General features: G+C 42.9%; 12 protein-coding genes. All 12 read right to left on the bottom strand.

The window, feature by feature from the left end; genetic code table 11:
- Positions 1–8 precede the first annotated feature (8 nt).
- Positions 9–1610 (bottom strand): MBL fold metallo-hydrolase RNA specificity domain-containing protein, encoded by a 1602-nt coding sequence (locus ABS301_RS17035; RefSeq protein ID WP_349673362.1) that lies wholly within the window; start codon positions 1608–1610, stop codon positions 9–11.
- 44 nt (positions 1611–1654) lie between these two features.
- The gene (spoIVA, locus tag ABS301_RS17040) at positions 1655–3130 is read right to left on the bottom strand and encodes a stage IV sporulation protein A (protein WP_349673363.1); all 1476 of its coding nucleotides are present in this window, start codon (positions 3128–3130) and stop codon (positions 1655–1657) included.
- 48 nt (positions 3131–3178) lie between these two features.
- The gene (locus ABS301_RS17045) at positions 3179–4495 is read right to left on the bottom strand and encodes a helix-turn-helix domain-containing protein (RefSeq protein WP_349673364.1); all 1317 of its coding nucleotides are present in this window, start codon (positions 4493–4495) and stop codon (positions 3179–3181) included.
- Complete coding sequence (locus tag ABS301_RS17050) at positions 4482–5483, bottom strand: ABC transporter ATP-binding protein (RefSeq protein WP_349673365.1); 1002 nt, start codon at positions 5481–5483, stop codon at positions 4482–4484. Before ABS301_RS17050 ends, ABS301_RS17045 begins: the two co-directional genes overlap by 14 nt.
- A gap of 20 nt (positions 5484–5503) precedes the next feature.
- Positions 5504–6298: an ABC transporter permease gene (locus ABS301_RS17055; RefSeq protein ID WP_349673366.1), complete on the bottom strand. Its 795-nt coding sequence runs from the start codon at positions 6296–6298 to the stop codon at positions 5504–5506.
- Between the two features lie 6 nt (positions 6299–6304).
- Entirely contained in the window at positions 6305–7084 is a 780-nt protein-coding gene (locus tag ABS301_RS17060) for an ABC transporter permease (protein WP_349673367.1), read from the bottom strand.
- Positions 7085–7237: 153 nt separating this feature from the next.
- A complete protein-coding gene (locus ABS301_RS17065; protein WP_104437486.1) occupies positions 7238–7948 on the bottom strand; it encodes an ABC transporter ATP-binding protein in 711 nt (236 codons plus the stop codon).
- 13 nt (positions 7949–7961) lie between these two features.
- A complete protein-coding gene (locus tag ABS301_RS17070) occupies positions 7962–8720 on the bottom strand; it encodes an ABC transporter ATP-binding protein (protein ID WP_104437487.1) in 759 nt (252 codons plus the stop codon).
- Positions 8721–8722: 2 nt separating this feature from the next.
- The gene (locus ABS301_RS17075) at positions 8723–9799 is read right to left on the bottom strand and encodes a branched-chain amino acid ABC transporter permease (RefSeq protein ID WP_349673368.1); all 1077 of its coding nucleotides are present in this window, start codon (positions 9797–9799) and stop codon (positions 8723–8725) included.
- Positions 9800–9808: 9 nt separating this feature from the next.
- Entirely contained in the window at positions 9809–10690 is an 882-nt protein-coding gene (locus ABS301_RS17080; protein ID WP_349673543.1) for a branched-chain amino acid ABC transporter permease, read from the bottom strand.
- Positions 10691–10777: 87 nt separating this feature from the next.
- Positions 10778–11995: an ABC transporter substrate-binding protein gene (locus tag ABS301_RS17085; RefSeq protein ID WP_349673544.1), complete on the bottom strand. Its 1218-nt coding sequence runs from the start codon at positions 11993–11995 to the stop codon at positions 10778–10780.
- A 151-nt stretch (positions 11996–12146) separates the two neighbouring features.
- Complete coding sequence (locus tag ABS301_RS17090; protein ID WP_349673369.1) at positions 12147–13154, bottom strand: NAD(P)H-dependent glycerol-3-phosphate dehydrogenase; 1008 nt, start codon at positions 13152–13154, stop codon at positions 12147–12149.
- Position 13155 lies beyond the last annotated feature (1 nt).

The following is a 13155-nucleotide window of genomic DNA, read 5'->3' on the forward strand; positions in this document are numbered from 1 at the left end:
CCTTATTCTCATCTGTCCCATTTATCACACAATGAATTAATCTGATCCGCAAATTTAGCCAGATCTTTATTGGCTCCGCCTTCATTATGACGGATCACCTGCAGCAGACGCTCACCTGCTGCAAACAGCCGGCCGTAAACACCAACCGGTTTTTTAGCAGTTTCGGGCGCTTTGACCACTGCGATTCCTTCTGTTTCATCCACCCATCTGCCAAGAACCAGATCATAGACGGAACCAGAATAGGGTGCGCTCACTTCGTAAGCATACTCTTTTCTTAAGAGCTGTTCAAAGGAATTGCAGACCAGATCATCGCCATGAACCAAAAATACTTGTCGCGGTTTTTCTTCAAATGCATTCAACCAGGCAATCAATCCTTCCATATCTGCGTGGGAACTCATCCCACCCATCTGTTCAATATGGGCCTCCACCTGTATGGTTTCACCAAAAAGCCTTACATCGGTGCTTCCATCGATCAGGCTTCTGCCAAGCGTCCCTATGGACTGATAGCCCGTAAAGACAATGGTACACTCCGGGCGCCACAGATTATGCTTTAAATGGTGCCGGATACGTCCGGCATCGCACATTCCTGCAGCCGATATAATAACTTTGGGCTTTGAATTAAAATTGATGTTTCTGGAATCTTCACTGGTTACGGAAAGCTTCAGACCAGGAAATGATATGGGGTTAATCCCATTCATAACCAGATCCCTGGTTTCCTCATCATAACAATCTGCCAGATTGTCTTTAAAAACTCCCGTTGCCTCAACGGCAAGAGGGCTGTCAACGTATACCTCAAATCCATCGTGTCCTGTAATCCGTTTCTCGGTCTTAATCCGCCGGAACATATAAAGCAGTTCCTGGGTTCTTCCTACAGCAAAAGCAGGTATTACCACATTCCCGCCCCGGTCAAGGGTTTTTTGGACAATGCCTGCAAGCACACTCACATGATCCGGTATTTTGCCATGGAGACGATCCCCGTAGGTACATTCCATCACTACATAATCGGCATCCTTTATATATTGTGGATCGCGGATTAACGGCTTGTTCTTGTTACCGATATCGCCGGAGAAAACAATTTTCCTGGAGCAGTTTTCTTCTCTGATCCAGGTTTCAATGGAAGCGGAACCAAGAAGATGACCCACGTCGGTAAACCGAATGGTGAAGCCATCTTCCAGTTCAACTTTTTCGTTATACTGATAGGACCGGAACAGTTCCAATACCCCCATGGCATCATTCATTCCATAAAGGGGCTCTTCTTCCGGAAGACCTGCACGCCTTGCTTTCCGATTTTTCCATTCTGTCTCTGACTCCTGAATGTGGGCGCTGTCCTTTAACATAATTGCGCATAGATCCGCTGTTGCATCGGTAGAAATCACCTTTCCCCGAAAGCCTCTGGCATAAATAAAAGGAAGCAGCCCTGCATGGTCAATGTGGGCGTGTGTCAGCAGCACATAATCAAGCTGGGCATAGCTGACAGGCAGGCTGGCATTTTCAAATCGGTCAATCCCCTGCTCCATTCCGCAGTCCACAAGAACCCTTAACCCTGCCGCTTCCAGATAATGACAGCTTCCGGTTACCTCGTGGGCTGCGCCGATGAATGTCAATTTCATAAAAGCCCTCCTTTTGTATTTGTTTTTCCTATTATACCATTAATTTAGATAATAATGCAAATCATACCGCCATTACTATCGTTAATTATTTTTTGGAGGGTGTCCTGCAGCTTCATCTGACAATCTTCCGTAAGCTGGGATACTTTTGTCTGAATTCCGTCTTCTACAATTTGCTCAATGGATTTTCCAAAGATGTTGGTGTTCCAGATACCTTCTTCACTTTCTCTTGCATTTTCCTTAATATAGGCAATTAAATCCTCTGCCTGCTGCTCACTGCCTACGATTGGGGCTATCTCAGTCTGAATATGGGCTTTGATTAAATTAATGGAAGGAGCTTCTGCACGCATTTTTACGCCGTACTTATTTCCATGTTTAATCACCTCAGGCTCATCAAGCATGATTTCCGAACGTTCCGGAGTCACAACCCCATAACCTTTCAGTCTGACCTGACTCATTGCCTGATTGACCTTTTCATACTCTTTTTTCATTTTTGCAAGCTCACTTAAGGTCTGCATCAGCTGATATTCCCCTTCAATGGGAATACCCACGTAATCACTTAAAATCTGATAATAATAGCTGTCATCCACATCCATATCAACGGATACGCTTCCGTCTGCCATGTTCATGTTCTGGACTTTAATCCCCCGGATACTCTCTGTTTCTCCGTTAAATAACCCGGAAGATACATCCCTCATCTGTGCAACCTTTTTTACCATGTCTTTCGCAGCCTGAATTACCTGAGCCTTTAACCAGTGAGTAGCAGGTAGAATTTCAAGCCATTTTGGAATGTAAAAATCCATCTCCGTTACAGGGAATTCCTTTAATACCCGTTCCAGAATATTTCCCACATCTTCTTTCTTTAACTGCTCACAGTTAATGGGCATTACTGTTACACCATATTTCTGATTCATATCGTTTGCCAGGGCAACGGTTTCCTCTGAATATGGTTTTGCAGAATTGAGTAGTATGAGAAATGGTTTTCCAAGATTTTTAAGCTCCGAAACGGTGCGTTCTTCTGCAGCTATGTAGTTGGGGCGCTTCAGTTCACCGATGGAACCGTCTGTGGTAACAACCACTCCTATGGTGGAATGATCGTTGATTACTTTTCTGGTTCCGATTTCCGCCGCTTTCGTAAATGGAATTTCATAATCAAACCACGGTGTTTTTACCAGACGTTCTTCTTCGTTTTCAATATGCCCGGCTGCTCCGTCTACCATAAATCCCACGCAGTCGATCAGGCGGACCTTGGTTTCAATCTCATCTCCAAGGCGGATGGTTGCGGCCTCTTTGGGAATAAATTTAGGTTCCGTCGTCATAATGGTCTTGCCGGCTGCGCTTTGTGGCAGTTCGTCCCTTGTCTGAGTTTTCTGGTGTTCGTCTTCCATGCCCGGCAGTACCATCAATTCCATAAAACGCTTGATAAAGGTGGATTTTCCTGTTCTGACGGGGCCAACAACTCCAATGTAGATTTCTCCGTTGGTCCGGGCTTTGATATCATTGTATACGTTATAATTGTCCATAAAGATTCCCCCTTCTGTGCTGTTACATAATATGCGGGGGTGAAAAGATTATTCCCTTTTCTTTTCCAACCGATTAAGGATGGATTTACCGGTATTTATAATTTTACGATACTCTTTTTTAGAAATGATTCCTTCATAGAGGGCTTCCTTCAATTCACCGCCATTCAGGGTCATGACCCGGCCGTCAGCCGTGAGCGTAATTTCCAAATGCAGCAAGGTATAGGTTAGGGATTGATCCTTATGATACCGTAAGTTTCTGATGATATAATAATGTTCCCTCATCACTTCTTTGCAGCTGTCAAAAACTGTTTTCCGATACCAGTCCTCACCATCCGGAAAAAACAGATGGTATTCTTTTTCTGTTGTATTCCAGCGAACCGGTTCTGTTTCGTCATCAATAGAAAAGAAATAGTTTATTTCCTCGCAGGGGATCTTGCAGCTAAATCCATGACTGCCTTTTCGCGTTTCCCTGTGAGCATGACTGACCTCACCTTTATAAAGACCGGAAGCATCATCATAGAAAAGTCCAAAAGCGGGAAATCCATAAGGACTGGTAAAATTCCGAAACAGTCGCTTATGAGCCTCTTCTATGGTAAGATTTAACTTATCAAACAGCTGTTTTGAAGTAATTTCCCTGGCATTAATAGGAGTCACTCCGGCAAACATGGATAATAAGATTTCATTTCCTTTAAAAATAAAACTGGTGCCATTGGCCTTTAGGACCTCTAATGCTGCGTTCCTGGCAGCCGGATACCCCGCTCCTCCTAAATTTACTGCAAACTTATCACCAGCCAGCCGGTAAAGGCTGCAATCTGTTTCCAGTAATTCTTCAATTCGCCGCAGAGCATGTAAAGCAGCGGCTTCTCCAGCATCTTTTCCATAGCAGGTTTTAATAAAACGAATTCCAACAATGTCAAAACAAACAACAGTCGAGCAGTCTCTTGCATTTAATTCTTCTGTCAGGCCGCTTAAATCAAACCGCCTGCGAAAAACACCGCATTCATCGCAACTAAACTCCTGTTTTGGATAAAGTCCGTAAAAATGCCTTTTCTTTCTGTATATGCCCGGAGTCTCCTGCCATATCTTATAAAATGCTCTTGTAAAAACTTCCTGGGAGCCAAATCCGTAATAAAAGGCTACCGAACAGACCGATTCCTGTGTTTTTATCAGTCGGCATGCAGCTTCTGAAATCTTTCTTCTGTTTACATATTCCATCATCCCATACTGGAATACTTTATGAAATAAGTATTTTAAATTGGAAACGGAATAATTGCAGGCCTCTGCAATCTCTTCTGGTAATATTGTCTCTTTGATGTGATCTTCCACATATTGAATCGCAACATTTAAAATATTATAACTGTCCACTTGTTTCTCCTGATTGAGAGGTATATATTTTCCGTACAATTTCATCAATTTCTGGCTTCTTAATTGTAATGTCTGTAACTTCAAAAAGTTCCGAAATGCAGCTTAGCAGATCATTCATGGAAACAAGTCTGGGATTTATGCTGTAAGTATGACAAAAAGGCTGCTCTTTCATAAGCTCTACACCATCGAAAGTAAAGGGTTTTTTTAAGTTTTGGAATGCAACCTCCACATAATACTGGTCTGCTCCCTGTGATTTAAACGAGGCAAGTGTCTGGTCCAGCATCAGCGTTCCATGATCAATCATAATAATCCGGTCACATATCTCTTCTATATCAGCCATATCGTGGGTTGTAAGAATTACCGTTGTCTTCTTCTCACGGTTTAACTCTCTTACAAACTTTCTTATCTTATCCTTTACCACTACATCAAGTCCGATGGTTGGTTCGTCCAGATATAAAATATCGGGATCGTGTAAAAGAGCAATCGCCAGCTCTGCTCTCATCTTCTGCCCAAGGCTTAATTGCCGTACCGGTTTATTTAAAAAAGACTGCATCTCTAAAAGTTCTGTAAACATCTGCGTATTTTTCCGGAACCGTACTTTATCAGTACCATACATTCTTCGGTACAGTTCAAAGGTATCTTCCATGGGTAGGTCCCAGTTGAGCTGAGATCTCTGACCAAATACAACACCAATGTGCTTTGCATTTTCTTTTCTGTTTTCCCAGGGGATCAATCCATCGGTTTTTATGGTTCCGCTGGTAGGTGGGATGATTCCTGTCAGCATTTTAATGGTTGTGGATTTCCCGGCTCCATTCGGTCCGATGTATCCCACCAGTTCTCCTTTTTCTATTGTAAAGGATAAATCATCCACTGCTTTTTTAACCTCATAGCTTCGGTTTAACAGGGTGGAAAGAGCTTTTTTAAATCCCTCAGGACGTTTAAAGCTTTTAAATTCTCTGGTTACATGATCAACTGTGATATATGACATAGTTATCCTCCGCTTTTATTTTACGATCCCGTACTCTGATACGCGTTAAGCCCCTTTTTCCAAAATCTGTAAGCAATAAAGAATACGATTACTCCCACAAAAGGTGTAAAGAACAAAAAAATCGGTGATGGCATCCCCTCTTGTCTGTTAATAAATAACTGGACAGGATAAAAATTTATAAATCCATATGGCAGCAGAAAGGTCAGTATAATCCGGATACCACCATGGTAAATCGTAAGGGGATACTGGAGAAAGCTGGTGAGGTTCTTGTAAAAAAGGCGATACAGTCCATCGCTTTTTAAAAACCAGAATGCAGGAACTGTTGTTACCATGAAACCAGCCGCCTGAATCAGCGAAGCACCGGCTATATCAAGAATCAGCCAGATCATCTGATAAAAGGACAAAGTAACCCCCAGTTTGTGCAGGCTGATTCCTATCATTGCTCCGGCTATCACATAATTACTGGTATACCCTGCGCTTATTTTTGTACAGATCAGATAAATAAGAGGATTCACCGGTTTGGTTAAAATACCATCCAGCTCTCCGCTTCGAATCAATCGTGGCAGCTTGCCGAAACCTCCCATAAAAAACGTTCCTGCTATGGAATAAGAAAGAACATCAAAGGCATATAAAAGAAGAATCTCATATAATCCCCAGCCTGCCACAGGCCCCACTTTATTCAGTAAAATAACCAATAGAATAAAACCGGAAGACCATCCCAGCAATTTAGCAATCATACGCATAAAATACTGTCCTCTGTATTCCAGCTGTGTCAGGAAAGCGACTTTAGCAAATGCACCATACAAACCAAACATAAACAATCAACCTCCCTGAATTTCTACACTGCTTTGTATCTGTTTCCATATAAGCCGCTCTGCCATAAACAGAATGAGTACCCAGGAAAGCTGGATGAGCAATATTTTTTGCCACTGCTCTGCTTCCTGCATACTAAGCCATATAGAAATAGGCTTAAATGCCACATAGGAGAAAGGGAGAAAATCGCATAACGATTTCAGCCAGTCAGGATAAAACCAGAGAGGGATATCAATTCCTGAAAATAGAAGAAATAACCCATCTGTTATCATGCGCGTATAAGTGCCGTCTTTCATCCAAAAGACCAACAGCCCTATCGTGTACTGGATAAAAAACATAATCAGCAGACCCAAAAACAGGCTGACCAGAAAAATCAAAACAGTTCCTGGCACCGGAATGGTCAGTTTCCAAATTATAAGTGACACTGCTGCAATAAAAATACCTTCAAACAGAACGTGATACAAATTCTCTCCTAATTGTCCAAAGAAATAATACCATTTCAAAGAAATTGGGCGGATAAAATCAATTGCAATCATTCCTGTCCGGAAACGATCTGCCAGTTCCTCTGCTATCCTTGAATATAACAACCCACTGACCATGGCAGCTATAACTGAATAAGAAACTAATGTTTCAAAACTTATGTCCTTTATGCTGCCTGCATTTAAAATGGCCTGCCAGATACAGATTTTTATGTAAATACCAAGCCAGTCACCAGCCATCTGAAAAAGCAGATTCCATTTATACTGAAATTGCTGCCGAAAGCAGCATTTTATAAGTACCCAGTACATATCCTTCCTCCCTTGCTTTTATAATACCGGATCTTATCTTACCATGATCAGCTGTCGCTTTCTTGATTTTTTGGACAAACTTTTTGCTCTTAAGCCACAAAAACAAATGCCACAGCAAGGAAAAGCCTTGCTGCAGCATCTGTTTAACCTGTTTTATTCACTTAAATATGCCTTCTTAACAGAATCATCATTCATCAGTTCTTTGGCATCTCCGCTTAATACAATGGAGCCTGTTTCCAAAACATAAGCACGGTTTGCGATGGATAATGCTTTCTTCGCATTCTGCTCTACCAAAAGTACGGTTGTTCCTGATTTGTTGATTTCCTGTATGATATCAAAGATTTCATTTACATAAATTGGTGAAAGTCCCATAGACGGCTCGTCCAGTACGATAACCTTGGGGTGGCTCATGAGGGCACGTCCCATGGCGAGCATCTGCTGTTCGCCGCCGCTTAATGTACCTGCCGGCTGGTTCTTTCTTTCTAACAGTCTTGGAAAACGCTTGTAGATCATCTGAAGAGTTTCTTCAATCTCGTTTTTGTCCCTTCTTGTATAGGCACCCAGTTTCAGATTTTCATAAACGCTTAAAGCCGCGAAAACCCTTCTTCCTTCCGGAACATGAGCCATGCCCATGCCAACGATTTTGTCCCCTCTGATTTTGGTAATATCATGACCATCAAACTGTATGTTACCGGATGCTGCCTTAATCAGACCGGTTATTGTATGAAGAGTGGTTGTTTTTCCAGCACCATTGGCACCGATCAATGCAACAATCTCTCCCTCTTTTACTTCAAAGGAAATATCTTTTAACGCCTTAATGACGCCATAATATACTTCCAGATTTTTCACTTCAAGTATTGCCATGTAGAAAGCCTCCTTATTCTCCCAGATATGCCTTGATGACTTCCGGATCATGAAGCACATCCGCTGTTTTACCCTGGGTAAGCACCTGACCGAAATTCAGCACCGTCAAACGCTCACAAATCCCGGAGACAAGCTTCATATCGTGTTCTATTAACAGAATAGTCATATCAAAATTATCCCGTACAAAACGTATGGTATCCATAAGTTCAGCCGTTTCATTGGGATTCATACCTGCAGCCGGCTCGTCAAGAAGCAGGAGCTTGGGACCAGTGGCAAGTGCTCTTGCTATCTCAAGCTTTCTCTGCTTTCCATAAGGCAGATTGGACGCAAGGGTATCCTTCTCTTTGTCCAGATCAAAGACCTTTAAAAGCTCTACCGCTTTCTCATCCATCTGCTTCTCAACTTTATAATAATTAGGAAGCCTTAAAATTCCGGCAACGGTGGAATAGGGATGACTGTTGTGCAGACCTGTTTTTACATTATCAAGAACCGTCAGATCCTTAAAAAGACGGATATTCTGAAATGTTCTTGCAATTCCGGCACGGTTAATATCTACCGTCTTCTTTCCGGTAATATTGTTGCCATCTAACAATATGGTACCGGCATTTGGTTTATAAACTCCGGTTAAAAGGTTAAAAATCGTGGTTTTCCCCGCACCGTTTGGTCCGATCAGACCATACAGCTGTCCCTTTTCAATGGTAATGCTGAAATTATCCACGGCCCGAAGACCGCCAAATGAGATTCCAAGGTTATTAATTTCAAGTAAAGCCATGATTATACCCTCTCCTTCTTCGCCCTGTTCAAATGAAAATAACGTTTTCTGAAATCGATCAGCTTCGGACTCCAGTTAAAAATCATCATGACGATCAGGATGATGGCATAAATCAGCATACGATAAGCATTTAAACCTCTTAACAGCTCAGGAAGCAGTGTCAGAAGGACTGCCGCAATCATAGACCCGCGGATATTCCCGATTCCACCAAGTACTACAAACACCAGAATCATAATGGACTGGTTATAGCCGAAATTCTTCTGAGTAGCTGTCAGGGAAGAAAGGTTATGGGAATATAATACACCTGCAACTCCTGCAAGGGAGGCAGAGATGGTAAATGCCATAAGTTTATACTTGGTTATATTAATTCCAATGGATTCTGCGGCAATTCTGTTATCGCGGACAGACATGATTGCACGTCCGGATCTGGAATTGATCAGATTCAGAACAATGAAAAGGGTAATCAAAGTAAGAATTACACCTATGGCGAAGGTGGAATTCTTCGGTGTACCGGTAATTCCCTGTGCGCCATTTAAAATAATCGTTCCGTTTTTCTCCATATGAAGAGCCATCGCATTCTTCATGGAAAAATGAAGCCCGTTTGAATCCTTTCCAAGATAAAGTACATTCACAACATTCTTAATAATTTCGCCAAAAGCCAGTGTTACAATTGCCAGATAGTCACCTCTGAGTCTTAAAACAGGGATTCCCACAACAATACCGGCTACGGCTGCGGCTGCGGCGCCCACTAAAATTGCCAGGAAAAAACGAATGCCTGCACTCGGTATGGAATCCATCATGGAGATAGAGAATATAGAGCTGGAAAACGCTCCCATACACATGAAACCTGCATGTCCAAGGCTGAGCTCGCCCAGAATACCTACAGTCAGGTTCAAAGAAATCGCCATAATACTGTAGATGCAAAGAGGCACTAAAAGACCCTTCATCAGACTGCTGACTTCTCCCGCAGAAATTAACAGCTGTACAATGATAAATGCCGCAATTACAATGCCGTAAGTGATTAAATTTGTTTTAAATGTTTTGTCAATATGAAACTTTTTTGCTGTACTTTTTTCCATCTCGTCCACCTATACTTTCTCGCTGATCTTCTTGCCGAGAATGCCGGTAGGCTTCACGAGAAGGACAACGATGAGAACTGCAAAAACGATGGCATCGGAAAGCTGGGATGAAATGTAAGCCTTGCTTAAGTTTTCAATAATACCCAAAAGCAGGCCTCCGATTAATGCACCGGGAATAGAACCGATTCCGCCAAATACAGCAGCTACGAATGCCTTAATTCCAGGCATGGAACCGGTATATGGGGTAAGGGTCGGATAGGCGGAGCAAAGAAGTGCACCTGCAATCGCTGCCAGTGCAGAACCGATTGCAAAGGTAAGTGCAATGGTGCCATCTACATTAATTCCCATGAGCTGGGCTGCGCCTTTGTCTTCGGATACTGCCAGCATGGCCTGCCCTGCTCTTGTCTTCTTAATGAATGTAGTCAGTCCAATCATAATGATTACACAGCTGATAATTGTAACGATCGTCTCTCCGGAGATCGTAAGCTTTCCATCCGCCAGCTTTAATGCCGGAACTGTTATAACAGAGGTAAAGGACTTTGGATTGGAACCAAAAACAAGCAGTGCGATGTTTTGAAGTAAGTAGCTCACACCGATTGCCGTAATCAGAACTGCCAGAGGACTTGCCATACGTAAAGGACGATAAGCGACGCCCTCAATGACCACGCCCAGTACAGTACATAGAATAACCGCAAGGAGAATGCCCGCAACAGGACCTAAGCCCATTGTGCTGACAACTGTGAACACCACGTATCCTCCAATCATAATAACATCGCCATGAGCAAAGTTAAGCATCTTGGCAATGCCATATACCATGGTATAACCAAGAGCAATGATTGCATAAACACTGCCAAGGCTTAAACCATTAATAAAATAGGATATGAAACTCATCATACCAACGCACCTCATTCGTCTTTATTCAAGAAATTTATATCAAAGAAGAGGGTCGTCCCTTGGACGGCCCTCCAGCGGGTCATTTTACATTGCTGTATAAACGCCGTTTACAATTTTTACTGCTTTTGGAGCCTTATCCGGTTCTCCGTCTGCAGACCATTTCATATTCTCACCGGTCAGACCGTTGATAGAAATTTCAGTCATTGCAGTTTTTAACTTATCACAGATTGCGGAAGCGTCCATATCTGCTGTAACACCAGATTTTTCAGCTGCTGCTTTTACAGCGTAAACTGCATCATATGCATCTGCTGCAAACTGGTTTGGAGTCTCATTGTATTTCTCTTTAAAAGAAGTTACAAATTTCTGAGTAAGATCATCCTTTGCGTCAGCTGCAAAAGGTGTTAAAAGCATTACATTCTCTGCAAGTTTTGTATCGAAATTCTCTACTGTAAGAAGTCCGTCAAGACCATCACAGCCAAAGAATGAAGGTGCATATCCCATCTGTTTTGCCTGGGCAAGAATTAAAGCTGCCTGAGAATAGTAAATAGGAAGGAAAACAAGTTCTGCACCGGAATCCTGTGCTTTCTGAAGCTGTACAGAGAAGTTTGTGTTGTTATCTGCTGTAAATGCCTCATCAGATGCAATTTCAATGCCCTGATCTGCTGCTTCGGATATAAATTTGTCATGAATACCAGATGAGTAAACATCAGAGCTGTCATAAATAACTGCTACTTTCGTCGCCAGTTTGTTTTCACCGATATACTGTGCGGAAGCGGCACCCTGGTTTGGATCTGAGAAACATACACGGAACTGATTTTCAAACTTGGTACAGTCTACTGCAGATCCGGATGGTGTTAACTGGAACATATTATCGTTGCTTGATTCAGCTCCAACAGCAATACATGGAGCAGAAGTAACGGTTCCTACCAGTAACTGCATACCCCAGTCTTTTAAGGTGTTGTAAGCATTCACTGATTTTTCTGTATCATTTTCGTCATCCTGGAAATTAAATTCAATCTTTGCTCCGTTAATACCGCCGTTTGCATTGATTTCATTCACTGCCAGTTCTGCGCCATTCTTTACAGCCTGTCCGTAAATTGCAGTACTTCCGCTGATTGGGCCGATCCCGCCAATCTTAATTGTGCCCTCTCCTGTTGCTGCGCCGCCGGCTGCGGTGGTCTGTGCTTCACCCTTGGTTTCTGTTCCAGCTGCGGTTGTGCCCTCTGAAGCTTTACCGCTTCCGCAGGCAGTTAAAGATGCCGCCATGGCGATTGCCAAACCAAGACTCAGTAACTTTTTCATAGATTTTTTCACAATCCATTCCTCCTCATGAAACAATTTTATATACGACACATTAACGTTGTAACGTATACATAGTCTTTATAATAGAATGGCTTTTAAAAAATGTCAACTAATTTTGTTTTAAAATAATAAAATAAAGTCTTCTTTTGGATTATTCCCACGGAATATCAGAACTTTCAATCGTTTTATCCCGCAGCATCAAATCCCGCACCGCCTCCGATGCAGACTTGCCCTCAAAAAGCACCGCATTTACCTGCTCCACGATAGGCATGGACACCTCATATTTCACTGAAAGGGCAAGAGCGGCCTTTGCGGAGTAAATACCTTCCACTACCATCTTCACTTCTTTGGTCGCCTCTTCCATGGTCTTTCCCTGTCCCATGAGAATTCCTGCTCTCCGGTTACGGCTGTGCATGCTGGCGCAGGTTACAATTAAGTCTCCAATGCCGGATAAACCGCCAAACGTCTGAATCTTTCCTCCCATCGCCGTACCCAGTCTTGAAATTTCAGCGATGCCTCTTGTAATTAAAGCAGCTTTCGTATTATCTCCATATCCCAGTCCATCTGCGATACCCGCCGCCAGCGCAATTACATTCTTTAAAGATCCGCCAAGCTCAATCCCTAAAATATCAGGGCTTGTATAAACCCGGAATACCTCACTCATAAAGAGACTCTGAATGTATTCAGCTGTCTTTCTCGTTGTTGCACCCGCCACACAGGTGGTAGGAAGGCTCTTGCTTACTTCCTCGGCATGACTTGGGCCGGATAACACAGCTACGTCAGCCATCGGCAGCTCTTCTTCCAGAATCTCTGATAATGTCATCAGACTGGATTCCTCAATTCCTTTTGCAACATTCACAACCACCTGCCCATAACGGCAGAACGGATTCATCCGCTTTGCCGTTGATCTCACGTAAACAGAAGGAACTGCTGTAACCAGCAAATCTTTTCCTGTCATGGTTTCTTCCAGATCCTCTGTAAATACCATACCATCCGGAAGTACAAGGTCTGGAAGCGTATGATGCCGGTGAGTCTGCTGCATCTCCCTTATTTCCTCCGGCAATGCAGACCACACCGTTACCTCATGTCCATTATTATATAGAAGTACGGACAATGCCATACCCCAGCTTCCTGATCCGATGATTCCAATTTTAGCCATA

The organism is Lacrimispora sp. (genome assembly GCF_031982545.1).
In the GTDB taxonomy this organism is placed as follows: domain Bacteria; phylum Bacillota; class Clostridia; order Lachnospirales; family Lachnospiraceae; genus Lacrimispora.

What these genes read in the sequence shown, in the direction of transcription:
- ABS301_RS17035 (WP_349673362.1), bottom strand. Translation starts at nt 1,610, where the DNA reads ATGAAATTGACATTCATCGGCGCAGCCCACGAGGTAACCGGAAGCTGT.
- spoIVA (WP_349673363.1), bottom strand. Translation starts at nt 3,130, where the DNA reads ATGGACAATTATAACGTATACAATGATATCAAAGCCCGGACCAACGGA.
- ABS301_RS17050 (WP_349673365.1), bottom strand. Translation starts at nt 5,483, where the DNA reads ATGTCATATATCACAGTTGATCATGTAACCAGAGAATTTAAAAGCTTT.
- ABS301_RS17055 (WP_349673366.1), bottom strand. Translation starts at nt 6,298, where the DNA reads ATGTTTGGTTTGTATGGTGCATTTGCTAAAGTCGCTTTCCTGACACAG.
- ABS301_RS17060 (WP_349673367.1), bottom strand. Translation starts at nt 7,084, where the DNA reads ATGTACTGGGTACTTATAAAATGCTGCTTTCGGCAGCAATTTCAGTAT.
- ABS301_RS17065 (WP_104437486.1), bottom strand. Translation starts at nt 7,948, where the DNA reads ATGGCAATACTTGAAGTGAAAAATCTGGAAGTATATTATGGCGTCATT.
- ABS301_RS17070 (WP_104437487.1), bottom strand. Translation starts at nt 8,720, where the DNA reads ATGGCTTTACTTGAAATTAATAACCTTGGAATCTCATTTGGCGGTCTT.
- ABS301_RS17075 (WP_349673368.1), bottom strand. Translation starts at nt 9,799, where the DNA reads ATGGAAAAAAGTACAGCAAAAAAGTTTCATATTGACAAAACATTTAAA.
- ABS301_RS17080 (WP_349673543.1), bottom strand. Translation starts at nt 10,690, where the DNA reads ATGAGTTTCATATCCTATTTTATTAATGGTTTAAGCCTTGGCAGTGTT.
- ABS301_RS17085 (WP_349673544.1), bottom strand. Translation starts at nt 11,995, where the DNA reads ATGAAAAAGTTACTGAGTCTTGGTTTGGCAATCGCCATGGCGGCATCT.
- ABS301_RS17090 (WP_349673369.1), bottom strand. Translation starts at nt 13,154, where the DNA reads ATGGCTAAAATTGGAATCATCGGATCAGGAAGCTGGGGTATGGCATTG.